At 74.3% G+C, this 25,110-nt stretch carries 26 protein-coding genes and 1 pseudogene; 11 read left to right on the forward strand and 16 right to left on the reverse strand.

The annotated features are described in order from the left end of the window. Window positions 1-4: 4 nt before the first annotated feature. The 4 genes from OG594_RS47010 to OG594_RS03850 form a co-directional block, all read right to left on the reverse strand. Window positions 5-1,009 carry a GNAT family protein gene (locus OG594_RS47010; protein ID WP_323185164.1) on the reverse strand — a complete coding sequence of 335 codons (1,005 nt, stop codon included), beginning with the start codon at window positions 1,007-1,009 and terminating at the stop codon, window positions 5-7. A gap of 16 nt (window positions 1,010-1,025) precedes the next feature. After that, complete coding sequence (locus tag OG594_RS03840) at window positions 1,026-2,537, reverse strand: PTS transporter subunit EIIC (RefSeq protein WP_266595131.1); 1,512 nt, start codon at window positions 2,535-2,537, stop codon at window positions 1,026-1,028. 28 nt (window positions 2,538-2,565) lie between these two features. Continuing rightward, window positions 2,566-3,501 carry an N-acetylmuramic acid 6-phosphate etherase gene (murQ, locus tag OG594_RS03845; RefSeq protein WP_266595133.1) on the reverse strand — a complete coding sequence of 312 codons (936 nt, stop codon included), beginning with the start codon at window positions 3,499-3,501 and terminating at the stop codon, window positions 2,566-2,568. An 82-nt stretch (window positions 3,502-3,583) separates the two neighbouring features. Then, the gene (locus tag OG594_RS03850) at window positions 3,584-4,477 is read right to left on the reverse strand and encodes a MurR/RpiR family transcriptional regulator (RefSeq protein ID WP_266602574.1); all 894 of its coding nucleotides are present in this window, start codon (window positions 4,475-4,477) and stop codon (window positions 3,584-3,586) included. Between the two features lie 265 nt (window positions 4,478-4,742). Between OG594_RS03850 and OG594_RS03855 the strand changes: the two genes are divergently transcribed. Beyond that, window positions 4,743-5,117, forward strand: a complete 375-nt coding sequence (locus OG594_RS03855; RefSeq protein WP_266595136.1) for a hypothetical protein — start codon at window positions 4,743-4,745, stop codon at window positions 5,115-5,117. A gap of 7 nt (window positions 5,118-5,124) precedes the next feature. After that, a complete protein-coding gene (locus OG594_RS03860) occupies window positions 5,125-5,394 on the forward strand; it encodes a DUF4031 domain-containing protein (RefSeq protein ID WP_266595138.1) in 270 nt (89 codons plus the stop codon). Here OG594_RS03860 and OG594_RS03865 read toward each other — a convergent pair. After that, window positions 5,391-6,644: a serine hydrolase gene (locus OG594_RS03865; RefSeq protein WP_266595140.1), complete on the reverse strand. Its 1,254-nt coding sequence runs from the start codon at window positions 6,642-6,644 to the stop codon at window positions 5,391-5,393. The genes OG594_RS03860 and OG594_RS03865 overlap by 4 nt on opposite strands. Window positions 6,645-7,092: 448 nt before the next feature. Between OG594_RS03865 and OG594_RS03870 the strand changes: the two genes are divergently transcribed. After that, window positions 7,093-7,752 carry a helix-turn-helix domain-containing protein gene (locus tag OG594_RS03870; protein ID WP_266595142.1) on the forward strand — a complete coding sequence of 220 codons (660 nt, stop codon included), beginning with the start codon at window positions 7,093-7,095 and terminating at the stop codon, window positions 7,750-7,752. Here the strand turns inward: OG594_RS03870 and OG594_RS03875 are convergent. After that, a complete protein-coding gene (locus OG594_RS03875) occupies window positions 7,742-8,953 on the reverse strand; it encodes a Cmx/CmrA family chloramphenicol efflux MFS transporter (protein ID WP_266602576.1) in 1,212 nt (403 codons plus the stop codon). The genes OG594_RS03870 and OG594_RS03875 overlap by 11 nt on opposite strands. 54 nt (window positions 8,954-9,007) lie before the next feature. Then, window positions 9,008-9,712, reverse strand: a complete 705-nt coding sequence (locus OG594_RS03880) for a hypothetical protein (protein ID WP_266595149.1) — start codon at window positions 9,710-9,712, stop codon at window positions 9,008-9,010. A gap of 110 nt (window positions 9,713-9,822) precedes the next feature. Between OG594_RS03880 and OG594_RS03885 the strand changes: the two genes are divergently transcribed. Beyond that, window positions 9,823-10,509 (forward strand): copper homeostasis protein CutC, encoded by a 687-nt coding sequence (locus OG594_RS03885; protein WP_266595151.1) that lies wholly within the window; start codon window positions 9,823-9,825, stop codon window positions 10,507-10,509. Window positions 10,510-10,627: 118 nt separating this feature from the next. Here OG594_RS03885 and OG594_RS03890 read toward each other — a convergent pair whose 3' ends face one another. After that, window positions 10,628-12,709, reverse strand: a complete 2,082-nt coding sequence (locus OG594_RS03890; protein WP_266595153.1) for an AAA family ATPase — start codon at window positions 12,707-12,709, stop codon at window positions 10,628-10,630. A gap of 159 nt (window positions 12,710-12,868) precedes the next feature. Further along, the gene (locus tag OG594_RS03895; RefSeq protein WP_266595155.1) at window positions 12,869-13,504 is read right to left on the reverse strand and encodes a hypothetical protein; all 636 of its coding nucleotides are present in this window, start codon (window positions 13,502-13,504) and stop codon (window positions 12,869-12,871) included. A gap of 217 nt (window positions 13,505-13,721) precedes the next feature. Here OG594_RS03895 and OG594_RS03900 point away from each other — a divergent pair, with 217 nt between their 5' ends. Then, a complete protein-coding gene (locus OG594_RS03900) occupies window positions 13,722-13,901 on the forward strand; it encodes a hypothetical protein (RefSeq protein ID WP_266595157.1) in 180 nt (59 codons plus the stop codon). A gap of 47 nt (window positions 13,902-13,948) precedes the next feature. Then, entirely contained in the window at window positions 13,949-14,716 is a 768-nt protein-coding gene (locus OG594_RS03905) for a glycosyltransferase 87 family protein (RefSeq protein WP_266595159.1), read from the forward strand. Here the strand turns inward: OG594_RS03905 and OG594_RS03910 are convergent. Both OG594_RS03910 and OG594_RS03915 read right to left on the reverse strand, forming a co-directional pair. Further along, window positions 14,674-16,317 carry a DNA repair helicase XPB gene (locus OG594_RS03910; protein WP_266595162.1) on the reverse strand — a complete coding sequence of 548 codons (1,644 nt, stop codon included), beginning with the start codon at window positions 16,315-16,317 and terminating at the stop codon, window positions 14,674-14,676. The genes OG594_RS03905 and OG594_RS03910 overlap by 43 nt on opposite strands. A gap of 104 nt (window positions 16,318-16,421) precedes the next feature. Next, on the reverse strand, window positions 16,422-17,060 hold the full coding sequence (locus OG594_RS03915; RefSeq protein ID WP_323185165.1) for a TetR/AcrR family transcriptional regulator C-terminal domain-containing protein: 639 nt from the start codon (window positions 17,058-17,060) through the stop codon (window positions 16,422-16,424). A gap of 47 nt (window positions 17,061-17,107) precedes the next feature. On the opposite strand from OG594_RS03915, the gene OG594_RS03920 reads away from it, so the two are divergent. Continuing rightward, on the forward strand, window positions 17,108-17,677 hold the full coding sequence (locus OG594_RS03920; protein ID WP_266595164.1) for a peroxiredoxin-like family protein: 570 nt from the start codon (window positions 17,108-17,110) through the stop codon (window positions 17,675-17,677). Beyond that, window positions 17,674-18,159 (forward strand): N-acetyltransferase, encoded by a 486-nt coding sequence (locus tag OG594_RS03925; protein WP_266595166.1) that lies wholly within the window; start codon window positions 17,674-17,676, stop codon window positions 18,157-18,159. Before OG594_RS03920 ends, OG594_RS03925 begins: the two co-directional genes overlap by 4 nt. A 37-nt stretch (window positions 18,160-18,196) precedes the next feature. Here the strand turns inward: OG594_RS03925 and OG594_RS03930 are convergent, their stop codons facing one another. Continuing rightward, window positions 18,197-18,376, reverse strand: coding sequence for a hypothetical protein (locus OG594_RS03930; RefSeq protein WP_266595168.1), 180 nt, complete (start codon window positions 18,374-18,376; stop codon window positions 18,197-18,199). 253 nt (window positions 18,377-18,629) lie between these two features. Between OG594_RS03930 and OG594_RS03935 the strand changes: the two genes are divergently transcribed. Then, a complete protein-coding gene (locus OG594_RS03935; protein ID WP_266595170.1) occupies window positions 18,630-19,172 on the forward strand; it encodes a DoxX family protein in 543 nt (180 codons plus the stop codon). Window positions 19,173-19,221: 49 nt separating this feature from the next. Here the strand turns inward: OG594_RS03935 and OG594_RS03940 are convergent, their stop codons facing one another. Both OG594_RS03940 and OG594_RS03945 read right to left on the reverse strand, forming a co-directional pair. After that, on the reverse strand, window positions 19,222-19,815 hold the full coding sequence (locus OG594_RS03940; protein ID WP_266595172.1) for a DUF4291 domain-containing protein: 594 nt from the start codon (window positions 19,813-19,815) through the stop codon (window positions 19,222-19,224). A gap of 91 nt (window positions 19,816-19,906) precedes the next feature. Continuing rightward, window positions 19,907-22,399, reverse strand: a complete 2,493-nt coding sequence (locus OG594_RS03945) for a helicase C-terminal domain-containing protein (RefSeq protein WP_266595174.1) — start codon at window positions 22,397-22,399, stop codon at window positions 19,907-19,909. Between the two features lie 86 nt (window positions 22,400-22,485). Here OG594_RS03945 and OG594_RS03950 point away from each other — a divergent pair, with 86 nt between their 5' ends. Further along, window positions 22,486-23,496 carry a hypothetical protein gene (locus OG594_RS03950; RefSeq protein ID WP_266595176.1) on the forward strand — a complete coding sequence of 337 codons (1,011 nt, stop codon included), beginning with the start codon at window positions 22,486-22,488 and terminating at the stop codon, window positions 23,494-23,496. Window positions 23,497-23,532: 36 nt separating this feature from the next. Here the strand turns inward: OG594_RS03950 and OG594_RS03955 are convergent. Then, window positions 23,533-23,993: pseudogene (locus tag OG594_RS03955) on the reverse strand (sigma factor); the annotation flags it as partial. A gap of 107 nt (window positions 23,994-24,100) precedes the next feature. Here OG594_RS03955 and OG594_RS03960 point away from each other — a divergent pair. Beyond that, window positions 24,101-24,724 carry an HAD family hydrolase gene (locus tag OG594_RS03960; protein WP_266595178.1) on the forward strand — a complete coding sequence of 208 codons (624 nt, stop codon included), beginning with the start codon at window positions 24,101-24,103 and terminating at the stop codon, window positions 24,722-24,724. Between the two features lie 44 nt (window positions 24,725-24,768). On the opposite strand, the gene OG594_RS03965 is transcribed toward OG594_RS03960, so the two are convergent. Then, window positions 24,769-25,020, reverse strand: a complete 252-nt coding sequence (locus tag OG594_RS03965) for a hypothetical protein (RefSeq protein WP_266595180.1) — start codon at window positions 25,018-25,020, stop codon at window positions 24,769-24,771. Window positions 25,021-25,110: the final 90 nt, after the last annotated feature.

Consider the following 25,110-nt stretch of genomic DNA (forward strand, 5'->3'; position numbering starts at 1 on the left):
CCTCTCACACCGGGGCGTCGGTACGCAGGCGGGCGTGGAGGTGTTCGTCGTGCCAGCCGTCCGCGTGCAGGAGGGCGCCGCGCATGGTGCCTTCCAGGGGGAATCCGGCCTTCGTCGCGATGGCGCAGGAGGCCGGGTTCGCCACGGAGTGGGTGATCCGTATCCGGTGCAGGCCGAGGTCCTCGAACGCCCAGCGGCTGACGCGTTCCGTGGCCGCCACCATGGCCCCGCGGCCGCGCCCGGCGGGCAGCAGCCAGTACAGGATCTCGCCGCTGCCGCCCGCGAGGTCGAGGTCGCCGATGCCGATGAGCCCGACGGCCGGGCCGCCGGTGGCGGGGGCGACGGCCCAGATCGCGGCTTCCTCGTCCTGCCAGCGGGCGTGCCAGCGGGCGATCCGTTCCTCGGCCTCGGCGGGGCCGAGGAGGGCGGGCCGGTTCCAGTGCCGGATGTCCGGGTCGAGACAGGACTCGACGAGCGCGGGGACGTCGTGGGCCGCCCAGGGGCGCAGCAGCAGCAGTCCGCCCGGCAGCTCGAACTCCGGCTGCGGCAGGGCGCGCATCCGGCCGGCGGGGACCACGGGAGGTATGGAGTTGATCATCTCTGCATCATGCCCGTGCCCGCATGACGACGGACCCGAGGCGCGCATGCGCATGCGCAGGAACAGCGCGTAGGGCGAGTCCGAGGCGAAGGTCTGGCGGTGCAGCCGCTCCGGGACCCGGGGGCCCCAGAGCCAGGCCATGTCGCAGCCGTAGCAGAACGCCGCTTCGTACAGGGGCGGTCCGGCCGGGTCGGCGTACGCGCGGAGGCCCCAGCCCGGGGCGAACCCGCACAGGGTGATGTCGGCGGCGGGGATCTTCCGTACGGCCGCGAGCACCTCGGCGACGGCGGGACCCTCCCAGTGCCCGACGACGGGTCCGGTCATCGGGTCGCCGTGCCGCTCGGGACCGGCGGTGATGCGTACGACGTCGATGCGGGTCGTGGCGGCGACGGCTTCGGAGGGCAGCTGCATCCGCACAGCATGCGGCTTACGCGGGCACCCGTTCCTTCGGGGGTGTTCCGGCGGTGGCCGTGGTGGCGTCCGGGTCCTGGCCCCGGTCCGGGTCGGTGTCGAGGTCGGTCAGCATCTGGCGGGTGAAGCCGAAGAAGTAGGTGGCGGCGAAGCCCACGAGGTAGCCGACCAGCAGGCCGCCCGCGTAGATCGCGAGGGTGGTGCCCGCGCTGGAGCGGCCGTCGAGCAGCGGGAACAGGGCCCAGCCCGAGGGGCCGATGGCGGTGGACCCGAAGGCGACGCCCAGTTGGTGGAAGAGGCCGACGAAGGCGCCGCCGGCCGCGCCGCCGATGCAGGCGGTGACGAAGGGGCGGCCCAGTGGCAGGGAGACGCCGTAGATCAGCGGTTCGCCGACGCCCAGGAAGCCGGCCGGGAGCGCGGACCTGATGGTGGCGCGGAGCGAGCCGTTGCGCGGGAGCCGGTAGTAGACGGCGATGGCCGCGCCGACCTGGCCCGCGCCCGCCATGGCGAGGATGGGCAGCAGGACGGTGTAGCCGTCCTGCTCGATCAGGGTGGTGTGGAGGGGGATCAGGGCCTGGTGCAGGCCGAGCATCACGAGGGGGAGGAAGAGGCCGCCCAGGACCAGGCCCGCGAAGGCGCCGCCGCTGGCGAGGAGCCAGTTCGCGAAGGTGCCGATGGCGGCGGAGGCCCCGCCGGCGAGGTACATGAGGCCGAAGATGGTCACGAGGCCCGAGATCAGCACGGTGAGGGTGGGTGTGACGAGGACGTCCAGGGTCTCCGGTACCCACCTGCGGCACCACTTCTCCACGTACACGGCGAGGAGGGCGGCGGCGAGCGCGCCGAGGACGCCGCCCTGGCCGGGCTTGAGCTCCAGGCCGAAGGCGTCGATCTTCGCGACGCCCGGGAAGACGATGATCGCGGCGACCGCGCCGCCCAGGACCGGCGTACCGCCGAACTCCTTGGCCGTGTTGTAGCCGACGAAGACGGCGATCAGGGACATGAAGCCGGAGGCGATGGCGGCGAGGGCGGGCACGACGGCGGGCACCCAGCCGAGGTTCGTCAGCAGGCCGTTCAGGCCGGCGATGATGCCGCAGCCGATCAGTGCCGGGATCAGCGGGACGAAGATGTTCGCGATCCGGCGCAGGAAGAGCTTGAAGGGCGTGGCGTTGCGCGCCTTCTGAGCCTCTTTCAGTGCTGCGCCCTGGGCAGCGAGGTCGTCCGCGGTGACCGTGCGGGCGGTCGCAGTCTCCGGGGAGGGGGCTGCCGAGCGGGCTTCCGCTACGAGCGCCTCGAACTCCGGGGTCACGCGGGCGACGGTGCCCGGGCCCAGCACGATCTGGTATGTGTCGTCTTCGACCACCCCGAGCACCGCGGGCAGGGCGCGCAGGGCCTCGTCCTGGACCAGCGAGCGGTCGCGCAGCGAGATGCGCAGGCGGGTCATGCAGTGCGCGATCGAGGTGATGTTGTCCGGGCCGCCGACCAGCGGAAGGATCGCGGCGGCGGTGGCGCGGTTCTTGTCAGTGGACATGTGGGATCGCCTTGGCTCGGGGGCGGGGTCAGCGGGTGCGGGCGGGGGCGAGTTCGAGGGCGGCGCGCAGGTGGCCCTGCGAGGCGGCGAGCAGCTCGGCGGCCGTGGGGCCGTCGACTCCGCCGAGGACGACGAGTACGGCGTTCTTCACCTCGCCGCCGGTGGCGGTCAGGGCGGCTTCGATCTCCGCGTCGGGTGCGCCGGTGGCCAGCGCGACGATGCGGCGGGCGCGGGCGCGCAGCTTCTCGTTCGAGGAGCGCATGTCGACCATCAGGTTCCCGTACGTCTTCCCGAGGCGGATCATCGTGATGGTCGAGATGAGGTTGAGGACGAGCTTCTGCGCGGTGCCGGCCTTCAGGCGGGTGGATCCGGTGAGGAGTTCGGGTCCGACGACGACCTCGATGCCGTGGTCGGCGGCGGCGGCGAGGGCGGATCCGGCGTTGCAGGACAGCCCGACGGTGAGCGCGCCGCGGGTACGGGCGAACTCGACGGCGCCGATCGCGTACGGGGTGCGGCCGGAGGCGGAGATGCCGACGACGCTGTCGTGCGGCCCGATCTCCAGCGCGGCGAGGTCCTCGGCGGCCAGCTCCTTCGAGTCCTCGGCGCCCTCGACGGCCTTGACCATGGCGGACGGGCCGCCCGCGATCAGGCCGACGACGTCGGCCGGGTCGGTGTTGAAGGTGGGCGGGCACTCGCTGGCGTCCAGGACGCCCATCCGGCCGGCCGTGCCGGCGCCCGCGTAGACCAGCCGCCCGCCCCGGGCCATCCGCTCGGCGATGGCGTCGACGGCGGCGGCGATGCGGGGGAGCTGTGCGGCGACGGCGGCCGGGACGGTGGCGTCCTCGGCGTTCATGGTGCGGGCGATGTCGAGGGTGGACAGCCGGTCGATCTCGGCGAGGTCCTGGCGGAAGGCCTCGGTGGTGAGGGTGTCCAGCTGGGCGCGGAGTTCTTCGTGGGCGGTCATGTGGCGGCTCCCTGGCGGGTGCGGGTGCGGGTGGTGTGCGGGCTGGGCTTCGAGATCGGGGCTCCGCCCCGGGCCCCGCGCCTCAAGCGCCGGCGGGGCTGGGCGTGGTGGCGGGGCCGGATGGGGCGGGGCCGGGTTTGCCGGTGTGGCGGTGGGCTAGGGCTTCGTAGGTGGCGGCGAGGGCGGGGGCGGCGGTTTCGTAGGTCTGCTGGGCGACGCCGACGAAGAGGCAGTCGACGACGAGCAGCTGGCTGGTCCGGCTGGACATGGCGGCCGGGCGCAGCTGGGTCTCGCGGGCGGCGGAGGTGGCCAGTACGAGGTCGGCGCAGTGCGTGACGGGGCTGTTCGGGCGGCCGGTGAGGGCGAGGGTGGTGGCGCCGCGCTCGAAGGCGACGCGCAGCGGTTCGATCACGTCGCCGGTGGTGCCGGAGTGGGTGATCGCGACGGCGACGTCGCCGGGGCGGAGCTGGACGGCGCCCGTGACGGCCAGGTGGGGGTCGCTGTGGGCGTGGGCGAGGAGCCCGATGCGCAGCAGCTTCTGGGCGAGGTCCTGGCCGACGAGGGCGGAGGCGCCGATGCCGTAGATGTCGATGCGGCGGGCGGTGGCGAGCGCGGTGACGGCGGCGGCGAGCTGGGTGAGGTCGAGGGCGGCGGCGGTGTCGGTGAGGGTCTGCGCCTCCTCGTGGGCCAACTTGGCGACGACGTCCGCGAGCGGGTCGTCGACGGCTATGTCGACGGTGACGGCGGGGGCGGCGCCGGACTCCTGCTGGGCGGCGAGGGCGGCGAGCGCCAGGCGCAGGTCGCGGTAGCCGGGGTAGCCGAGGAGGCGGGCGGTGCGGACGACGGTGGCCTCGCTGGTGCCGGTGCGTGCGGCGAGGGCGGAGACGGTGAGCCGGGCGCACGCGGCGGGGTCGGCGGCGACGGCGTCGGCGACGGCCTGCACGGAGCGGGTCATGGAGGGGCCGAGGCTGCGGATCCGGGCCCGGAGGGCGTGGGGCGGGGGAGCCGGGACGGCGCTTTCGGCGCCGCCTGCGCCGGGGTCTGCGCCGGGGTCTGCGCCGAGGCCCGAGGCGGGGCCCGAGACGGGGCGTCCGGCGGGGACGGGCGGGCGTGTGGCAGTTTCCTTCGTGTTCTGGCTCACTCCTGAAATTTATTTTCACGGCCGGGTCCGGTCAATACGCCATTGGGCCTGCGGAAAGAGGGCCTTCATCGCCGGGCCCCCGCGGGTCCACAATGGGCGCATGGACCACGCGACCCCCCTGGAGCAGGCGCTGCACGTCGCCCGCGCCCTTGTTCTCGCCGACCTCGCCGCCGGCGAGGTCGCCGATGCCGATGTCGTATCCCTCGTCGAGGACTCGGTCACGCACCGCCGGTGGTGGGTGGAGCAGTGGCCGGAGGGTGTCGACTACCTCGCCGGACTCGTCGCCCAGGACGTGAAGGACTCGCTGTTGGAGAAGTACGGACGATGGCCGCTGTGCCCGGTATGCAACCACGGTGACCCGCACGCGCTGGACGTGGAGCCGGAGCTGGGACCCGACCCGCACTGGGTGTGCTCGGAGGCGGGTGTGAAGGTGGCCGCGATCGGCGGCCTGGGCCCGGTCTTCGGCGGCCGGTGAGCCGCCGGTGACCGTCTACATCGACCCGCCGACCTGGCCGGGTCACGGCCGCATGTGGTCGCACCTGGTCAGCGACGTCTCGTACGAGGAGCTGCACGCCTTCGCGGCGGCCATCGGCTGCCCGCCGCGGGCCTTCGAGCGGGACCACTACGACGTGCCCTCGTACCGGTACGCGGACGCGGTCGGCGCCGGCGCGGTGGAGATCGGCAGCAAGGAACTCGTCCGCCGCCTCACCACGGCGGGCCTGCGCCGCCCGAAGGGCCGACCGGCGGCTTAGGCACTAGGAGCTCGGTTCGGGGCCGGGCTCGGGGTCGAGGGGGCGGGGGCGGGCGAATTCGGGACGGTGTTGGGCTGGGCCGCCGGCGGGAGCTCCCAGACGTGGTCCGGGGTCGCGATCTTGGTGACCGTGTTGGCGATGAGGGAGCTCAGGTTGCCGAACTTCCCGTCGACGTCGGAGTTCACCACGATCACCATGGTGGCGCGGGCCTGCGGGAGCCGGACGGCGATGGTCTCGTAGCCGGGCAGCTCGCCGTTGTGGCCGATCCAGCCGTCGAGCTCGGCGATGCCGAGTCCGTAGCCCACGTCGGGGTGCCCGGTGGGCAGCATGCGCAGCCGCTGGGCCTGGGTGGCCGGCTCCAGCAGGCGGTCGCCGTCGGGCAGCTGCCCGCTGACCAAGGTCGGGACCCAGGAGTGCAGGTCGTCCATGGTGGAGATCGTCGCGCCGGCCGCCCAGGCCCAGGACGGGTTCCAGGTGGAGGCGTCGACGGTCGCGCCGTTCGGGGTGAAGTTCGTGTAGCCGTGCACGTACGGGGACGCGATCTCCGCGCCGGTCGGCAGCGAGGTCGCGTCCAGGTCCGCCGGTTCGAAGACGTGCTGCTGCAAGTAGGTGTGCAGGGGCTGTCCGCTGACCTTCTCGACGAGCAGGCCGAGCACGACGGTATTGGTGTTGGAGTACTCCCAGCGCGTGCCCGGCGGGAAGTTGGCAGGGTGCCGGAATGCGGTGTCCAGCAGCTCCTGCGGGGTCCAGGCGCGGTGCGGGTCGGCCTTGTAGGTGGCCAGCAGGCGCGGGTCCTCGGTGTAGTTGTAGAGGCCGCTGCGCATGTCGGCGAGCTGCCGGACGGTGATCCTGTCGCCGCCGGGCACGCCGTCGAGGTAGGTCGAGATCGGCGCGTCGAGCCGTACCTTCCCGTCGTCGACGAGCTGGAGGACGGCGGTGACGGTGAAGGTCTTGGTCACGCTGCCGATGCGGGTGTGCATGTCGGTCTTGATGGGGGTGCCGGTGGCCTTGTCGGAGGTGCCGAAGGCGCGCACGTAGGGGTCTTCGCCGTCGATCCACAGGCCGACGCCCACCCCGGGGATGTCGGCCTTGCGCATGGCCGCGGTGATCGCGTCGTCGAGCTGCTCGGCGGTCGCCGGGTCGATGTCGACCCGGCCCGGCGGGGCGGCCGCGGGGGCCTGGCCCGCGCACAGCGCGGTCAGCAGCAGGGAGGCGGCTGCCAAGACGGTGGGCGTGCGGTACCGGCCCATGGAGGATCACCTCTGACGCACGTCCCCGAGCGGTCACCGGCTCCCCGAGCGGACCTTCCCATCGTAGGAACCCGCCCCCGACGCGGCGACCGGGCCCGTGGCGGAGCCGGGTCGGGGTTCGCTGTCGGGGCCCTGTCGGGGCCCTGTCGGGCCGGGAGGTGGACCGACCCGGAGGAACCGGCGGGCGCCCGCCCGCACGGAGCCCCTCCGCGGGGGCCTCGACGAGGCGCAGGCCGCGCCCGAGGGGAACGCTCCCGAGCCGAGCCGAGCCGGGAGGAGCCGGGCCGGGTCGGGCCGGGAGGTGGACCGACCCGGAGGAACCGGCGGGCGCCCGCCCGCACGGAGTCCCTCCGCGGGGGCCTCGACGAGGCGCAGGCCGCGCCCGAGGGGAACGCTCCCGAGCCGAGCCGAGCCGGGAGGAGCCGGGCCGGGTCGGGCGGGGCGGGAGGTGGACCGACCTGAGCTGTCGCTGCTGGCCATCGGCCTGGCCGTGCACATCCAGTCCCTTCCCGGCGGCGCGCCCATCGACATCCGGACCCTGGCCGCCCGTTTCCCCGAGGGGAAGACCCGGATCGCCGGCGCCCTGCGCGAGCTGGAGGCCCACGGCTATCTGCGCCGCACGTGCGAACGCACCAGCAGCGGTCGCGTCGTCACCCGTACGGTCTCCTGCAACCAGCCGGGCCGGTCCGGCGCCACGGACGAGCCGCAACCGAAGCCCCGGCGCCCTGCCCCCCCGGTGCCGCAGCCCGCGTACCGCGACCCCGACCTCCTCGCAGGTCTCTGCCGTGGGGATCCCCGCCTCCTGCTCTCCGTCGCTGACGTCGAGCACCGCGCCCCCGGAGTCGCGGCCTGGCTGGAGCGCGACCTGCCTCCGAGCGCCGTACACCACGCCCTGACCGCCGACCTGCCGGCGGAGCCCCTGCACCGCCCGGCCGCCTTCCTGGCCCACCGCCTCGCGGCCCAGCTCCCGCCCGTGCCGCCGTTCCGCGCCCCGGCAGCACATCCGGCCGTCAGACGACACCCGCTCCAGAACTGCGACCTCTGCGACCACGCCTTCCGCGGCCCGGAACGGGGAACCTGCCGGGCGTATCGCGGTGCTACGCGCTGACGGGGGCCGTGGTCGAGGTCGGCGTCGAGGAGGCCACGACGCGGGTCGGGGCGGTCCGGCGGCGGTCCAGGCGTAGGGCGAGCGTGGTGAGGGCGATCGCGGTGACGGTCATGGCGGCGCCCGCCCAGGCGGTCGAGGCGAAGCCCAGGCCGGCGTCGATGACGGTGCCGCCGAGCCAGGGGCCGCCGGTGTTGCCGAGGTTGAAGGCGGCCGTGGTGGTGGCGCCGGCCAGGGTCGGGGCGGCGCCGGCGACGTTGAACATGCGGGCGTTGAGCGCCGGGGCGGTGAAGAAGGTCGAGAAGCCGAGCAGGAAGGCCAGGGCGATCGCCGCGGCGGCGGTGGAGGCCAGCAGGGCGAGCGCGGCGAGGAGGACGGTCGAGGCGGTGATGCCCCAGATCATCACGCCGAACAGGTGCGCGTCGGCGATCCGGCCGCCGACGGTGGTGCCGGCCAGCGCGCCGATGCCGAAGAGGCCGAGGATCCACGGGACCCACCGCGGGTCCAGCCCGGCCACGTCCGTGAGCAGCGGCGAGAGGTAGCTGAAGGCGCAGAAGACGCCGCCCGCGGCCAGCGCGGTGATGCCGATGGAGAGCCACACCTGGCGGTCGCGGTAGATGCGCAGCTCGCGCCCGAGCGTCGGCTTCTCGGCGGGCAGCGGGATCTTCGGGATCAGCGCCAGGATGCCGACGAGGGCGATCGCGGAGGCGGCGGCGACCGACCAGAAGGCGGAGCGCCAGCCCAGGTGCTCGCCGAGGAAGGCGCCGGCGGGGACGCCGAGGACGTTCGCGATCGACAGGCCGCCGATCATGACGGCCATCGCGCGGGCCCGCTGGTCCTTGTCGACCATGGCGATGGCGACGGCCGCGCCCACGGCCCAGAAGCCGGCGCAGGCGAACGCGGAGACCACGCGGGAGGCGAAGAGGAGCTCGTACGTGGGGGCCAGCGCCCCCGCGACCTGCCCGAGGCCGAAGAGGCTGATGAGGGAGATGAGGGTGGTGCGGCGGGGGAGCCGCAGGGTGGCCACGGCCAGCAGCGGTGCGCCGATGACCATGCCGATCGCGAAGGCGGATATGAGCAGGCCCGCCTGCGGGATGGTGACGCCCATGTCCTCGGCGATGGGTGGCAGCAGGCCGGAGAGCATGAATTCGCTGGTGCCGAGCGCGAAGACGGACAGGCCGAGGACGTAGACGGCGACGGGCATGCGGGGGCGTACGGCTGCTGCGGGCATGACTGTCACCAACCAGCGCGAACGCGATCAAATTCCCCGGTCGGCGGCAGGGCCGTCGGTAGGGCCGTCGGTGGGAGCGGTGAGGTCGGCGAGCTCCGCGGCGAGGTTGGCGCGGGCCGGGGCCTCCCAGTGCGCGGCCCCGTACGGCGTGCGGAAGAGCCGCGGCAGGTCGAGCAGCTGGCGCAGTACGGCGGCGCGGCCGGTGCGGAAGGCGTCGTCCGGGACGAAGCCGTACTCGGCGCGGACGGCGGCCGCGTACGCGGCGTACGCGGCGGGCTCCCCGGCCAGGACGGCCAGGTCGGCGTCGCAGAGGGCCTCGCCGTCGGTGTCGCCGGGGGCGGGGTCGTGGGTGACGGTGAGCCGGACGAGGCGGGCCACTTCGGCGGTGCGCGCGGGGTCGATGCCCAGCTCGGGGAGGGCGCGCTCGGCGAGGGCGGCGCTGCGCTCCTCGTTCTCGGACCGGTCGGGCCGGTAGACGGCGTCGTGGAACCAGGCGGCGAGCTGAACGGCGGCCGGATCGGCGGCGTGCGGGGCCAGTACGTCGATCCGCGCGAGTACGTCGGCCAGGTGAGCGGTGGTGTGGTACCTGCGCTGCGGTTCCGCCCAGGCGGTGAGGAGGCGGTCGGCGTAGGGCGCGGGGTCGCGGTCGGCGGGGGCGCCGGCGGCCGCGACGGTGGCCCGCCAGCGGGCGCGGAGATCCGTGGTGTCGGTGCTCGGGATGCCTATGTCCATGCGCACATTGTGGGGGTGGCGTGATTGTGCTGGTGGAGCGCGGCCGGAGGCCCGTACCCTGGATATTGGACTAGACCTATTTTGAGTGTTCTTCCGAAGGATGGGATCGAATGAGCAACCGTGCGCTCCTGGAGGTGATCGCCCTCGACGTGGAGGACGCGGTCGCGGCCCAGGCCGGTGGGGCGGACCGGCTCGAACTGGTCACCGACATGGCCGCCGACGGGCTCACCCCGCCGCGCGAGACCTTCGCGGCGATCAGGGCGGCGGTGGACGTCCCGCTGCGCGTGATGCTCCGCAAGACGGACGGTTTCGCGGCCGGCGACGTCTCCGCCTTGGCCCGGGCGGCACGGGAACTGCGGGCGGAGGGCGCGCAGGAGTTCGTCCTCGGCTTCCTGGACGTCGGCGGCGCCCCCGACCTGGCCGCGGTCGAGGCGGTCGTCGCGGAGCTGGACGGCTGTCGCTGGACGTTCCACCGGGCGATCGACCGTGCTGCGGACCGGGACCAGCTGCGCAAGGCGCTGGCAGATCTGCCGGGGCTGGACACGTACCTCACGGCGGGCTCGGCGGCAGGGGTGGAAGCCGGGCTGCCGGTGCTGCTGGCGGAGGCGGCGCGGGGTGGTGAGCCGGGGTACGGGGCGCGGATCCTGGTGGGCGGCGGGCTGACGCTCGCGCACCTGCCGGTGCTGCGGGCGGGCGGGATCGACGCCTTCCACATCGGTGGCGCGGCGAGGCCCTCCGGGTGGGGCGGGCCGGTCTCGGCGGCGGCCGTCGCGGACTGGCGCACAGCCCTTTCCTGACCGGGGGCTCCGCCCCCGGACCCCCGCGCCTCAAACGCCGGCGAGGCTGTATTTTCCAGCCCCTCCGGCGTTTGAGGAGCGGGGTCTGGGGCGGAGCCCCAGGAGGGCGGGCCGCAGGTCAGGCCAGGGCCGTCGGGAGGGGGGCCGAGTGGAGGGCCGTGAGGCCCGAGACGGCGCGGGTGAGGCAGACGTACAGGCGGCGCAGGCCCGTCCGCTCGTCCGGCTCGCCGTCCACGATCGCCGCGGGCTCGTCCAGGACCACGTAGTCGTACTCCAGACCCTTCGCCAGCGACGCCGGGACGAGGGTCAGCCGCGACTCGGCGGTGGTCTCCTCGCCGGGCGACAGGTACGGCAGCCCCGCCTCCAGCAGGGCCTCCGCGAGCACCGGGATCCGCGCGTCCGCCGCGATCAGGCCGATCGAGCCCTCGTGCGCGAGCGACTCGCGGCAGGCGGCGAGCACCGCCGCCGTCAGGTCCGGGGCCTCCTCGATCCGCAGCGATCCCGGCGTCTCGCGGACGGAGGAGACGGGGGCCAGGCCCGGGGAGATCGACGGCAGCAGCCGGGAGGCGTAGGCGATCACCTCGCGCGGCACGCGGAAGCCCGCCGTCAGTTCCTCCACCACCGCCTGCGGCTTGCCCAGGTGCGCCAGGGCCTCGTCCCAGCTGCGCGTGGCCCACGGCGTGGTGCCCTGCGCGAGGTCGCCGAGGACCGTAGCCGAGCCCGTCGTGCAGCGCCGCCCCACCGCCCGGTACTGCATCGGCGACAGGTCTTGGGCCTCGTCGAGGACCACGTGGCCCAGCGAATGCGTCCGTTCCACCAGGTCGGCCGCCTCGTCGATCAGGACCAGGTCCGCCGCCGACCACTTCGCCGACTTCACGCTCCGGAACGGCTTCGGCCACAGCAGGAGCTTCTGCTCGTCCTCGGTGAGCACGTCCGCCGCGTGCAGGGCGAGGAACTCGGGGTCGGACAGCAGGCGCAGGACCAGCTTCGCCGGTTCGACGGCCGGCCAGATCTCCTTGACCGCCGCCTTCACCGCCGCGTTGCGGGCCACCGCGTCCTGCACCCGGTCGTCCGGGGCCTCGCCCGCCTGCTCCATCCGTACGAGCACCGCGTGCGCGATGCGCTGCGGCAGGGCCTCGCGGGCCGCGCCGTAGCGGATGTCGCGCTTCTGCAGCTCCTCGACCATCTCCTCCAGCTCGTACGCGGGCACCCGCCAGCGGCGCGAGCCGCGGACCACCATCAGCGGCTCCGTGGGGCGCGTGACGTGCGAGCGGACGGCGCGGCCCAGCACCTGCGCCATGCGGGCGTCGCCCTTGACCACGGCGGTTTGGGCGGTGTCCGTGCCGCGTACCTCCAGGCCGGGGCGGGCGACCAGGTCGTCGACGGTGGCCTGCTTGACCTCCAGCTCGCCCAGGGCCGGCAGGACCTGCTCGATGTAGTGCAGGAAGGAACGGTTAGGTCCGATGACGAGCGTGCCCGTGCGGGCGAGGCGGTCGCGGTGCGCGTAGAGCAGGTACGCGACCCGGTGCAGGCCGACGGCGGTCTTGCCGGTGCCGGGGCCGCCCTGCACGCAGACGGAACCGGTCAGGCCGGCGCGGACGAGTTTGTCCTGCTCGGGCTGGATCGTCGCGACGATGTCCCGCATCGGGCCCACGCGCGGGCGCTCGATCTCCTGCTGGAGCAGCTTGCTGACCGCGGCCACCTCGCCGGGGTCGGACAGGTGCTCGTCCTCGTACGCCGTCAGCTCGCCGCCGGTGTACCCGAAGCGCCTGCGCAGCGCGATGTCCTGCGGGTCGGTCTTGGAGGCCCGGTAGAACGGCTGGGAGACGGGCGCGCGCCAGTCGATGACCATCGGGTCGCCGTCGGCGTCGTGGACGTGGCGGCGGCCGATGTAGAACTGCTCGCCCCCCGCGCCCTCGGCGAGCTCCGCGCCGGGTGCGTGCAGGTAGTTGAGGCGGCCGAAGAACAGAGGGGTGTGGGCGAGGTCGGCGAGGGCCTTGATGCGGTCGTCGATCTGGGCCTGGAGGACGATCGCGTTGACCCAGTTCGCGGTGACGTCGCGGATGTCGAGGGACTCGACGTCCGCGCGCATGGCGCGCAGGGCGGAACGCGAGGCGGTGAGGTGGGCCCGCTCGCGACCCAGCGGGTCGGTGGGCGCGGTCGGATTGTCGTGGGTGGTCTCGGGGGCGTGCGCGGGCACGGAACTGCCTCCAGCTGCTGGATGCGGAACAGATGGCCCGCCGGTTTCCGGCCGGAGGGCGGCTCTCCCCGATGAGGCGGCGGGAGGCGGCAAGAGCGGAGATTCTAGCCACCGGGGCGGTGCGGCGCGAACGAATATCAGGAGGCGGGGATCAGCGGATCAGGGGATCTGGAGGGAGTTGAGGAGCTGCTGGTGCGTCGCGTCCAGGTCCTTCTCCTTCGCCTCCGGACCGTAGGTCAGGGCCATGACGAGGTGGTCGTCGTCGGAGATGAAGCGGATGGAGCCGACCGCGGGTCCGTCGGGGCCCTCGCCGGTGAGGTCCGCATCGAGGGCCGGGCGGCCGTCCACCGTCGTCTTGCGGACGTTTTCCGTGGTCAGGGTGCCGCCGCCGGTCAGGCCGTACGCGTCGACGAAGCCCTTGAGGGCGTCCTCCAGCGGGATCTGGTCGCCCGGCATGTCGTAGACGGCGAAGCCGGTGGCTCCGTCCGGGGTCTCCACCCCGTACACGCGGGTGTCGACCGATCCGCCCGCCATGGGGATGGCACCCATGCGGACCTCGGCCTTTCCGGGTAGCTGGGCCGTGATGCCGCTGGGGGGATCGGTGGTCTTCACCGCGGCCTGGGCGGGTTGGGAGGACGTGGAGGTGGGTGTGGGCGTGGGGGCGGCCGCGGCAGCGACCGCGGCGGCGCGGGCCGGGGCGGCGGACGCGGTGGCGGACGGCAGCAGCCCGCCCGTGACCAGGGCTGTCGATGCGGAGAGCAGCGCGAGGCGCTGCGTCCGGGAACGGTGGGTCATGCGGATCACTCCCATGGCGTGGTCGCCGAGACCGCGGACCTTCCCAGGGTCCGTCCCGACCGGCCCCCGTGCATCCGGACGGGTGTCGTACCAAGGAGTGTCAGACCTTGGTATCCACCCCTAGGGGTGCGCATGCGACGGGAGGAGGACCCCGGGGGCCGTGAGGTTCCCTCCCGGGGGCGATGTGCGGGGCGGCGCGAAAACGCACCATGGATGCATGAGCCCCGCAACCTTCACCTCGATCCAGGGCAGCCGTCCTAGCGGCGCCGACTCCGACTCCCTCCCGCGCAACGGCCTCGGCGGCATGCTGCGCGCCGTCAAGATCTTCGCGGCGACCGCCGTGAGCGTCGTCGTGCTCGGTCAATACGCCGAAGACGCGGGCGTCATACGCCATTGACCTCGGGCCCCGCCCAGCACCCGCACTGATCCACTAGGGTCACGCGGGTGACCCGCAGTCCCGTTCCCGGCCGCTCGCCGTCGTCCCTCGCCGGTGTGCTGCTGACCGGCTCGCTGCTGCTGCTCGGCGTGCTCTGCATCGCCCTGCGCATTCCGGTGGCCGACGCCCTCGTCCAGGGTTTCTCCGCCGCCGAGTGGGGGCCGTCCGCCACGTATCCGCCGTTCGCGGCGATCCTGTTCACGCCCGCCGCGTGGTTGCCGAGCGGCGCGCTGAAGGCCGTCCTCGTCCTCGGCGACGCCGGCCTGCTCGCCCTGCTGATCGCCCTGTCCTGCCGCCTCGCGGGACTCCGGTCCCGGCCCGGGCCCGTGCTGGCCGCCACCATTGCCGGGCTGTGGCTCCAGCCGCTGTTCCAGGCACCGTTGGCCGGGCTGATCAACCTGGCCCTCGCCTGCCTGGTCCTGTGGGACCTCGGCCGGCCGCGCTCCGCGCTCGGCAAGGGCTTCGCGCTGGGCGTCGCCGCCGGGATCACCCTCGCCCCGGCGGCCATCGCCGCCTACCTCCTGCTGACCCGCCGCGTCCGCGCCGGGCTCACCGCGCTGGCGGCCTCGGCCGGGACCGTCCTGCTCGGGCTGCTGGTCCTGCCGGAGGCCTCCGCCGAGTTCTGGACCCGGCACCTGGCCGACGCGGCCCGGGCCCTCGTACTGGACTGGCCGCCGCTGTGGGTCTGGTGCGCTCCCCTACTGGCCGTCCTGACGGCCCGCGCGTGCCGGAGTCAGTCGCTCGCCAACAGCTCGTCGGCGTCCATGATCCGGTAGGCGTACCCCTGTTCGGCCAGGAACCGCTGGCGGTGCGCCGCGAAGTCCTGGTCGATCGTGTCGCGCGCGACGACCGAGTAGAACCGCGCCTCGTGGCCGTCCGCCTTCGGCCGCAGCACGCGGCCCAGGCGCTGGGCCTCCTCCTGGCGGGAGCCGAAGGTGCCCGACACCTGGATGGCGACGGTGGCCTCCGGCAGGTCGATGGAGAAGTTCGCGACCTTCGAGACGACCAGCACGCTGATCTCGCCCTCGCGGAAGGCGTTGAAGAGCTTCTCGCGCTGCGCGTTGGAGGTCTCGCCCTTGATGACGGGGGCGTCCAGGTGCTCGCCCAGCTCGTCGAGCTGGTCGATGTACTGCCCGATGACGAGGGTCTGTTCACCCCGGTGCTTGGCCACCAGTGCCTCGGTCACCTTGCGCTTCGTCGCCGTGGTCGCGCAGAAGCGGTACTTCTCCTCCGTCTCGGCCGTCGCGTACGCGAGCCGCTCCGACTCCGTCAGATTGACCCGGACCTCCACGCAGTCGGCGGGCGCGATGTAGCCCTGCGCCTCGATCTCCTTCCACGGGGCGTCGAACCGCTTCGGCCCGATGAGGGAGAAGACGTCCGACTCCCGCCCGTCCTCGCGCACCAGCGTCGCGGTCAGGCCGAGCCGGCGCCGCGCCTGGAGGTCGGCGGTGAACTTGAAGACCGGCGCGGGCAGCAGGTGCACCTCGTCGTAGACGATCAGGCCCCAGTCCCGGGAGTCGAAGAGCTCCAGGTGCGGGTAGACGCCCTTCCGCTTCGTCGTCAGGACCTGGTAGGTGGCGATGGTGACGGGCCGGATCTCCTTGCGGGTACCGGAGTACTCGCCGATCTCGTCCTCCGTCAGCGAGGTCCGCTTGACCAGCTCGTGCTTCCACTGGCGGGCCGAGACGGTGTTCGTCACCAGGATCAGCGTCGTCGCCTTGGCCATCGCCATGGCCCCGGCGCCGACCAGCGTCTTTCCGGCGCCGCAGGGCAGGACGACCACACCGGAGCCGCCGTGCCAGAAGCCCTCGACGGCCTGCTGCTGGTACGGCCGCAGCGCCCAGCCGTCCTCGGCCAGGTCGATCTGGTGCGCTTCGCCGTCCACGTAGCCGGCGAGGTCCTCGGCGGGCCAGCCGAGCTTGAGCAGCGTCTGCTTGATCTGTCCGCGCTCGGAGGGGTGCACGGCCACGGTGTCGGCGTCGAGGCGCGCACCGACGAGCGGGGCGATCTTCTTGGACCGCAGGATCTCCTCCAGCACCGGCCGGTCGGTGCTGGTCAGCACCAGTCCGTGCACGGGGTGCTTGGAGAGGGTCAGGCGGCCGTAGCGCGCCATGGTCTCGGCGACGTCGACGAGGAGCGCGTGCGGGACGGGGTAGCGGGAGTACTCGACGAGGGCGTCGACGACCTGCTCGGCGTCATGGCCGGCGGCCCGGGCGTTCCACAGGCCGAGCGGGGTGATCCGGTAGGTGTGGATGTGCTCGGGTGCCCGCTCCAGCTCGGCGAAGGGGGCGATGGCACGCCGGGCGGCTCCGGCGAGCTCGTGGTCGACTTCGAGGAGGAGGGTCTTGTCGCTCTGGACGATGAGTGGACCATTCACGCGCGGCGCCCCGTTTCATTCAGGTCAAACCTCCAGTGTGCCGTACGGCGCGGAGGGTGGGAACACGGCGCTTCGGCGGGGCGCCGGGCGGGGCGTCCGGCCGGTCAGCGGCCCATGCCGTCCAGCAGCAGGGCGAGGCCGCCGTGGAACTCGCGGTCCGGGGTGAGGTGGCGGGCGCCGAGCGCGGCCTCGGTCAGGTACGGGAACTCCTGCGCCGGGAGTTCGGCGATCGCGGCGGTGCCCGCGCCGGAGAGGGCGCCGAGGTGTTCCTGCTGGACCGCGCCGATCGCGTAGGCGAGCAGGGCCCGCAGGGCGATGATCTGCTCCTCGGGGCCGAGGCCCGCCTCGCGGAGCACGCCGAGGACGGTCTCTCCCCAGCGCATCACGCCCAGGGAGCGGTGCCGGTGGCTCATGGTGAGCGGCAGCACGGCCGGGTGCGCGCCGACGGTGTCCCGCATCCGGTCGACGAGGAGCGTGACGCGGGCGCGCCAGGGGCCGGCGGTCAGGGGCGGCGGCGTGCTGTCGACGGCACCGAGGACCAGTTCGACGACGAGGGCCTCCAGCTCCCCGCGGTCCTGGACGTACCGGTACAGGGCCATGGTGCTGATGCCGAGTTCGACGGCGACGGCCCGCATGGACAGCCCGGGCAGACCCTCGCGGTCGATCACGGCGAGGGCGGCGGCGGCCAGTTGGTCCGGGGTGAGTGAGCGGGGGCGCGGCATGGTGTTGACAGCGTACGGCATACGCTTACGCTGTAGGTGTACGTCATACGCTTACGGAGGAGACCTCAGTGCCCTCAGTGCAGCTCGACACCGGTTCCATCGTCCGTACCCGCACCCTCACCGCCGTCGCCGACGGCGCGCCCGTGGCCGTCCCCGACCCCGAACGCCTCGTCCACCTCCAGTTCCGCCGGTTCGCCGGCTGCCCCATCTGCCATCTGCACCTGCGCTCGGTGGTGCGGCGGCACGCCGAGATAGAAGCCGCCGGGATCCGGGAGGTCGTGGTCTTCCACTCCGGCGCCGACGAACTGCGCGAGCACGTGGCCGACCTGCCCTTCGCCGTCGTCGCGGACCCCCGCAAGCGGCTGTACGCGGAGTTCGGCGTCGAGTCGTCCTACCGCGCACTGCTGGCCGCGCGCGCCTGGCGGGCGATCGCCGTCGGCACGCTCGACATCCTGCGCGGCCGGGCAAAGCCGCCGACGCTCGTCCAGGACGGCGGGCGGCTCGGACTGCCGGCGGACTTCCTGATCGCGCCGGACGGACGCGTCCTGGCCGCTGGCTACGGGGTGCACGCGGACGACCAGTGGCCGGTGGAAAAGCTGCTGACCCTGGCGGCGCAGGCACGTACCGTCCTGGCATGAACCATGATCAGCAGCCCTTCGTGCCGGCCGACTTCGCGGTTCCGCGGACCCTCGTCGCCGACGGCTTCCGGCTGGAGCCGCTCGGCGCCGAGCACAACGAGCGCGACCTCGCCGCCTGGACCGGGAGCATCGCGCACATCAGGGCGACGCCCGGGTTCGTGGGGCGGGGCTGGCCGCCGGTGGCGGGGATGTCCGCCGAGGCGAACCTGGCCGACCTGCTCCGGCACGCGCAGGAGTTCGAGGAGCGCGTCGCCTTCGCCTACAGCCTCCTGGAAGGCGGGGCCGACGGCGCCGGCGACGGCGAGGTGATCGGCTGCCTCTACATCCACGGCTCCCGGGAGGCCCCCGGCCGGGTCGCCGTCAGCCACTGGGTCCGCTCCGACCGGGCCGCGCTGGACGCACGGGTCCACGAGAGGATCACCCGCTGGCTCCACGAGGCGTGGCCCTTCGACGCGGAGCGGATCGACTACGACCCCAGGTGAGACCGGTGTTCGCCGGTGGCCGCGCCGGCTGGCCGCATCAGCCGCGCCGCTGCCACCAGCGACGCTTCGGCGGCTCGACGGGCTCGACGGGCTCGGAGGACGCCGGGGTGCCCGCGGCGTCCGTGGCGTCCCGAGCGTCCGGGGCGAGGGCGCCCAGGGCCGTGCGGATGCGGTCGAAGGTCGCGATCGGGTGATGCCCCTCGCCCGGCAGCGCCACGCCGACGCAGACCAGCTTGAAGCTGTTAGACGATGGCGCTGTGGAAATCGGGCAGCTCAGACATGGTTCGGGACAGTAGCCAACCGTCGACGGCGGCCCCTTGCCGGGGGCGTCCGGGCGGTCCAGGGCCGAACGGGTAGATGCCGGAGGCCGAGGGGACGGGCGGCGACGTCGCTCCCGGGCCGTCACCGACGGGCGTCCTAGGGTGGCAGGCGCCCCCAGGCGCCCACCTGCGACGTCGGAACGGACCCTCATGACGCAAGCAAGCTGGGACCGCACGCTCTTCAGCGCCTCCTCGACCCCCACCACCACCGTCACCCACGACACCGGCCTGCTCCTGCTCCGGCTCGTCGTCGGCCTCAGCATGGCCGGCCACGGCACGATGAAGCTCTTCGGCTGGTTCGGCGGCCCGGGCCTCACCGCGACCGGCAAGGGCTTCACGATGGCCGGCTACCCCGCCGGGGACGCCATGGCCGTCATCGCCGGCCTCGCCGAGACCCTGGGCGGCCTCGGCCTCGCCCTCGGCCTGCTCACCCCGCTCGCCGGAGCGGCCCTGACCGGCACCTTCATCAACATCCTCGACGTCCGGGGCCTGAGCGCCTACTTCCCGCCCAAGGGCGTGGAACTCGAAGTGGTGCTGTTCGCCGCGATCGTCGCCCTCACCCTCACCGGTCCGGGCCGCTTCTCCGTCGACCACCACCTTCCGGTGCTGCGCGAGAACCGGCCCCGCTACTCCCTGCTCGCCCTACTGCTGGGTGCCGTCGTGGGATTCGTCGTCCTGCTCATCCGCGACTGAACCGTCCGGGACCGTCCGGGACCGTCCGGGACCGACCGCGGCCGACCGGCTACGCCCCCAGGTGCGGCAGCGGACCCGCGGGGTACGGGGTCTCCGCGGGCAGCAGGGCGCGCGCGGCCGCCTCGTCCCCGGCCCCGAGCAGGCCGCGGACCTCCCGGGCCAGCCCGGTCACATCGCGGATGCCGACCGTCCACTCGTCGGCGTACGCGCGCGACGCCGGACCGGACAGGCCCAGCTGGAGCGAGCGGTACGGCAGCGGATTCAGCCGCAGGTCCCGCTCCGGGTCCCACTGGACCCGGGCGGGCGCCCCGCGCAGTGCTTCCTTCCAGGCCGCCCGGTCCGCGTGCACGCCCGGCGCGTAGTGCGACAGGCAGGCGTCGCGCAGCGCCCGGTCGAAGCCCTCACGGGTGATCTCGATCGCCAGCACCGTCTGCTGGTCGTCCTTGGACCCCCAGCCGCAGCGGTACATCATCCACAGGAACGACGGCTTGATCCACGTCATCCGCTCCCGCTTCCAGGCGGGCGGGAAGCGGCCGTCGCGGGCGGCCGGCACCCCGAGCGAGGGGGAGTAGGCCTGGTACACGGTGATCGTGGTGTCGGTGTGCGCCGCGCGGATCTGGCGGTTCGGTACGTCGTCGGACATGTGTTCAGGATGACGGCCCGTCATCGTGTAGGCCATCGGGTTTCGGCGCCGACGCGGACCGGGAGCCGCCCCGGCCCGCCGGCCCCGCGCCCTACACCTGATCGTCCGCCAGTTCCGCGACACCGGTGATCCGGTGCAGCGCGTACGTCCGTACCTCGTCCGCCGTGTGGTCGTAGCCGGTGACGAAGCCGCCCTCCACCCGGACCGGCGCGATGACCCGCTGGCTCGCCGCGCCCTCCGCGTTCACGTACCCGATCCACACCGCCGACCCGGTCAGCGCTGCCGCCTGCACCGTCGCCAGGGTCTCCGCCGCGCTCGTGCGCGGCAGTTCGCCCGGCACCCCGGTCCCGGCGGCGGAGCTCGTCGCGGGCTCCTTGCGCACCGCCGTCGCCGCCGCGTCGCCCGCGCGGATCGCCCGTACGGCCGCCGCCAGCAGCGTCCGGTCCGGCACCGGCGGGCCCTCCGGCACCGGTACGGGCGCCGAGCGGGCCGGGGTGCGGTGCGCGTCGGCCCGGGCCACCAGCACGTCGCCGGTACGGGACTCCGCGGCCGGCGCGTACCCCATCGCCCGCAACCCCTCCAGCAGGACGGTCGGATCCGCCTGCGCCGCCAGCACCGTCGGCGCGAGGCGGCGCAGCCCCAACCCGGCCGAGCGCTTGTCGGCCAGGATCTCGCCCAGCATCGCGTCGTCGTCGCAGCGCAGGTACGAGGAGGCCGCGCCGACCCGCAGGTGTCCGTGCCGGCGGGCCACGTCGTCGATCAGGTAGGCCAGCGGCTGCGGCACCGGGGTACGGCTGTGCTCCTTGAGGAAGGCGTGCAGGTCCGCGGCGGCGTGGCCGGCGTCCAGGGCCCGGCGCACCGAGCCGGGCGTGAACCGGTACACCGTCGCCCCGCCCTTGGACTCCACGTCCGCGAGCACCGCCAGGGTGTCGCCCAGCGGGCGGAGCAGCGGCCCCGGGGCCACCGCCGTCAGGTCGGCCTGGAGCAGCACGTGGTCCACCGGCTCCGGCAACAGCGGGGCCAGCAGCGGCGCCGGGTCGCGGTGCTCCAGCAGGGCCCGGCCGGGCCCGGACAGGGCGCCCCGGCCGGTCACGCCGAGGACCTCCGCCTCGGCCAGCGCCCAGTGCGCGAGCCGGGCCCGCAGCTCGCTCGCCCCGCGCACCGGACGCTCCCAGGCGAGCCGCGCCAGCAGGGTCTGCGGGTCGGGCGAGGCGCCCTCGGGCAGCTCCCCGAGCAGTTCCAGCACCCGCCGGCGCACCTCGGGGGCGGCGGAGCGGTCGAGTTCGGGGCCGAGCGCGGAGAGCGTGCGCCCCTTGGCGTCCTGCTCGCCGACCAGCGGGGCCGTGCGGGTGGCCGGCAGCCAGGCCGCCGCGAGCTGCGACCAGCGCTCGGCGGGCGGCAGTTCGAGCCAGTCGTCGAAGGCCGGGGTGGGCGCGTACCGCTCGTCCGCCTCTCCGTCGCTGGCCAGCAGGCCGGTCGCGTAGGCCAGTTCGGCCCAGAAGGCCGCCTGCTGCTCGGTCGTGTCCAGTGCGGCTGCGGTCCGCTTCAGGTCCCGTACGGAGAGCCCGCCCGCCCGCAGCACCGGCGGACCGGTGTGCTCCCAGGACTTCACCAGTTCCTCGACGGTGGCCAGCGCGGCCAGCGCCTGCCCGGCGGCGTTCGCGTCCACAAGCTGTGGACGGTGCTCGCGGTGCGCGGGCACCGGCGGGGCCACCGGCGCGGTGTCCCGGTGCGCGAGACCGCCGCGCAGGTGCAGCGCCACCTCGCGGGGCAGCACGACGGTCCGCGCCGTCGCGGGCAGCAGCAGCCCCCGGTCGCGCAGCCAGCGCACCGGCGGCGTCGGATTCGGGGTCACCTCCCCGTACGGCGGCCCCCACACGAGCCGCCCCAACACCTGGTGCGCCTCCGCCGGAGCCTCGTCCAGCAGCGCCGACATCCGCTCCGGATCGGTGAACAGCGCGGTCAGCGCGGTCACCGCGGACACCGGGTCGTGGGTGGCGGGCAGCCCGACGGCCGCCACGATCTCCTGCACCCGGGTCGGCGACATCCCGGCCGTGGCCTCGGCGACGGTCGGACCCAGCCCGGTGGGGGAGGGGCGGGAGGCCGAGGGGGCCAGCAGCTCGCGCGCCGTGCGGACCAGCCGCAGCCGGTCCTCGTCGCCCCACACCAGGGCCTGGTCGCGCAGGGTGGCCAGGGCGTCGGGCAGCGCGGCGCGGGCCCGTTCGTCCTCGCCGCCCGTCAGCAGCCCCTCCAACACCGCGTACGGGCACGGGTCCGGGCCCACCGCCAGGGCCTCGGCGGTCTGCAGCGCGAACCGGTCCAGCCGGTCCAGGGCGCGCACCACCGAAGCCCGGGTCCCGGCCCGGGTGGCCAGCTGCGTCACGTCGCCGGGCACCGGTCCGAGCAGGTCCGGGCGGGCGCGCAACAGGGCCGCGAGCGCCGCGTCGTCACGGGCGCGCAGCGCCTCGGCGAGTGAGCGCGGGGAGCTTCCCGCCGGGCTCCCGCCGGCGGATCCCGCCGCAGTGCTTGCCTCGGGCACAGTCGCCTCCTGGTCGCGTCGGCCGGTCAGTCGGCCGGTCCCCATCCGGTCAACGGTATCCGCTGCGCCCGCAGCAGCTCCACGGGCGCACGCGCTACCTTCGGGGCAGGGGGTAAGGGAGGAGCCTGGGCGTGGGGATCGAAAGCGACCACCTGGTCTACGAATATCTGAGCCGCGTCGGGGACTTGGCGCAACAACGGCAGCTGTCCTCCGGCGACCGGATGCGGTTGGTGTCGGGGCTGCGGGACGAGATCGACCGTCGGCGCGCCAAGTACGACCCGGACACCCCGGCCGCCGTACGGCGCATCCTGGAGCGGATCGGCTCGCCCGAGGAGGTCCTGGACACCCTCGGCTCCCGACGGGGCGCGGCCCCCGCCCCCGCGGCCCCCGCCGACACCGGCCCGTCGGTCCCCGTCCAGCGGGGACCGGGCCGCCTGCGCCGCCAGAACGTGCCCCCGGCCCGCCCGGCGGCGGAGCCCGAGAACGTGCCGCCGCACCTGGCCGGGCTGGACGAGCTCGGCCCCTCCGGCGGGGCCGAGCCCGACTGGTGGCGGATGGGCCCGGGGACGCACGGGGCGGGCCCGCAGGTCGAGGGCTTCGCGGGCGGCATCGAGATCCCGGACCTCTTCAAGGACGGACCGGAGGACGAACCGCGGGAGAAGGAGGCGGCGGCGCCGGCTCCGCCCGGGGCGGAGGAGGGGAGCGCGCGGAGCCTCGTACGGTTCCTGCGCGAGCGGCGGCGCGCGAAGAAGGACGCGGCGGCCGGGGCCGCCGCCGCGCCGCAAGCCCCGGCGGCCCCGGCCGCCCGCCCGCGGCCGAACGCCTTGCTGCTGCTGGCGGCGGCCGTCCTCGTCATCGGCACGGTCACCGGCTACTGGCTGCTCCTCGTGGTCGGCTGGCTCCTTCCGTACGCCTCGCGCGTGCTGGGGCCGGCCGAGCGGAAATGGGCGGTCCTCGGCCCGCCCGGCGCGGTGCTCACTGCGGCGGTGCTGTGGGTGTGGGGCCGGATGAACGGCAAATGGGGGGAGACCCTGTCCGACGACCAGCTGAGCGGGGCGCTGCACGGGATGTGGCCGTGGGTCCTGCGGAGCGCGGCGTTGGCGTCCGCGCTGTACCTGGTGTGGCGCGCGCGGCGGCGGTAGCCGAGGCACCGCGCTACTGCCGGGGGCGCCGCCCCCGGACCCCCGCGCCTCAACCGCCGGGTCGGTCAGCCGCCTACGATCGTGCGCTGCATCTGCGACGTCGCAACCGTCGCTCAGGTCCTCCCAGTAGCGCAGGACGACCATGGCGCGGGCCCGCGGCGGGAGTTCGGCCAGTGCGGCGAGCAGGGCGACGCGCAGGTCGGCGTGCGCGGGCCGCGGCGGCGGGTCGACGCGCCGGTGGGCCGGCAGGTCCCGCAGCCGGCGCCGCCGCTCGGCGAGGAAGGTGCGGGTCAGCACGGTCCGGGCGTACGCCTCGGGGTGATCGGCGGTGGACAGCCGCCGCCAGTGCTGGAACAGCTTCGCGCGCGTGGTCCGGGTCAGATCGCGCGCGCCGTCGGCGTTCCGCAGAGCAGGTACGCGCTCCGGTACAGCCTGCGCTGGCCGACCCGGGCGAACGCCTCGAGTGCTGCCGCCGGGAAAGGGGTGAGCACGGACATGAGGGATTGGGGGCCCCGCGTGGGGGTGGGGCAGTCCTCGGCGTGCGTTCCCCTGGTGTAGGCCCGCCGTCGGCCTCCCGTGCAGCCGCCTCGGCACAATGGAGGGCATGAACCTCACCGTCGGCTTCGACCTCGACATGACCCTCATCGACTCGCGCCCGGGAATCAAGGCCGCGTACCAGGCCCTCTCGGCCGAGACGGGGACCTACATCGATGCCGACGAGGCGGTCACCCGACTGGGCCCGCCGCTGGAGGAGGAGCTCGCGCACTGGTTCCCGGATGCCGAGATCCCGGCCATGGCCGAGCGCTACCGCGAGATCTACCCCACGTACGCCATCGGGCCGACCCCGGCGATGCCGGGCGCCCGCGAGGCGATCGAGGCCGTCCAGGCGCTCGGCGGCCGCGCGATCGTCGTCACGGCCAAGCACGAGCCCAACGCCCGCCTGCACCTGTCGCACCTCGGCATCGAGGCCGACGCGGTCGTCGGCTGGCTCTGGGCGGAGGCCAAGGCCGGTGCGCTGCGCGAGTACGGGGCGCAGGTCTACGTCGGCGACCACGTCGGTGACGTACGCGGGGCCCGTACGGCCGGTGCGCTGTCCGTCGTGGTGCCGACCGGCCCGTGCCCGGAGGAGGAACTGCGCGAGGCGGGCGCGGACGTGGTCCTGCCCGACCTCACTGCGCTGCCGCAGTGGCTCGCGCGGTACGTCGCCGCACAGCCCGAACCCGTCTGAGCCGTCGAAGCTCCGTCGGGCCCGGCGGGGTCCTGCCCGGGCCGCTACGCCTGCGAGCTCCGGGCCGCCCTGCGCTGCGCCGCGGCCGAGCGGAGCACGCCCGCCGCGGAGATGGCGAACCCGACGCCCATGAGCATGCAGACCGCCCACGCGTACGACGGGAACGGGTCCATGTCGAGGAAGAGCGGAGCCATGGTCGCCAGCGTGGCCACGGCCCCGGCGATGAACACGATGCCGCCGGCCTTGACCAGTCCGTCGCCGGGCCGCGCTTCGTCTGAATGAGGAGTAACAGTCACCTCACCAGGGTAGTTCCCTGGCCGAAGCAGCCGACCGTGAAGGACCGGGGAACGTCTTGTCACCCGGCCCCCGACCATTAGCCTTGAGGT

This window comes from Streptomyces sp. NBC_01214, assembly GCF_026340975.1.
Lineage (GTDB): Bacteria > Actinomycetota > Actinomycetes > Streptomycetales > Streptomycetaceae > Streptomyces.

Coding starts and splice junctions, on each gene's coding strand:
- OG594_RS03865 (WP_266595140.1), bottom strand. CDS start 6,644: ATGGGCCGGTACCGCACGCCCACCGTCTTGGCAGCCGCCTCCCTGCTG.
- OG594_RS03945 (WP_266595174.1), bottom strand. CDS start 22,399: ATGGGGACCGGCCGACTGACCGGCCGACGCGACCAGGAGGCGACTGTG.
- OG594_RS03840 (WP_266595131.1), bottom strand. CDS start 2,537: ATGTCCACTGACAAGAACCGCGCCACCGCCGCCGCGATCCTTCCGCTG.
- OG594_RS03855 (WP_266595136.1), top strand. CDS start 4,743: ATGGACCACGCGACCCCCCTGGAGCAGGCGCTGCACGTCGCCCGCGCC.
- OG594_RS03885 (WP_266595151.1), top strand. CDS start 9,823: ATGAGCAACCGTGCGCTCCTGGAGGTGATCGCCCTCGACGTGGAGGAC.
- OG594_RS03960 (WP_266595178.1), top strand. CDS start 24,101: ATGAACCTCACCGTCGGCTTCGACCTCGACATGACCCTCATCGACTCG.
- OG594_RS03940 (WP_266595172.1), bottom strand. CDS start 19,815: ATGTCCGACGACGTACCGAACCGCCAGATCCGCGCGGCGCACACCGAC.
- OG594_RS03935 (WP_266595170.1), top strand. CDS start 18,630: ATGACGCAAGCAAGCTGGGACCGCACGCTCTTCAGCGCCTCCTCGACC.
- OG594_RS47010 (WP_323185164.1), bottom strand. CDS start 1,009: ATGCAGCTGCCCTCCGAAGCCGTCGCCGCCACGACCCGCATCGACGTC.
- OG594_RS03880 (WP_266595149.1), bottom strand. CDS start 9,712: ATGGACATAGGCATCCCGAGCACCGACACCACGGATCTCCGCGCCCGC.
- OG594_RS03900 (WP_266595157.1), top strand. CDS start 13,722: ATGAGCCCCGCAACCTTCACCTCGATCCAGGGCAGCCGTCCTAGCGGC.
- OG594_RS03915 (WP_323185165.1), bottom strand. CDS start 17,060: ATGCCGTACGCTGTCAACACCATGCCGCGCCCCCGCTCACTCACCCCG.
- murQ (WP_266595133.1), bottom strand. CDS start 3,501: ATGACCGCCCACGAAGAACTCCGCGCCCAGCTGGACACCCTCACCACC.
- OG594_RS03925 (WP_266595166.1), top strand. CDS start 17,674: ATGAACCATGATCAGCAGCCCTTCGTGCCGGCCGACTTCGCGGTTCCG.
- OG594_RS03895 (WP_266595155.1), bottom strand. CDS start 13,504: ATGACCCACCGTTCCCGGACGCAGCGCCTCGCGCTGCTCTCCGCATCG.
- OG594_RS03875 (WP_266602576.1), bottom strand. CDS start 8,953: ATGCCCGTCGCCGTCTACGTCCTCGGCCTGTCCGTCTTCGCGCTCGGC.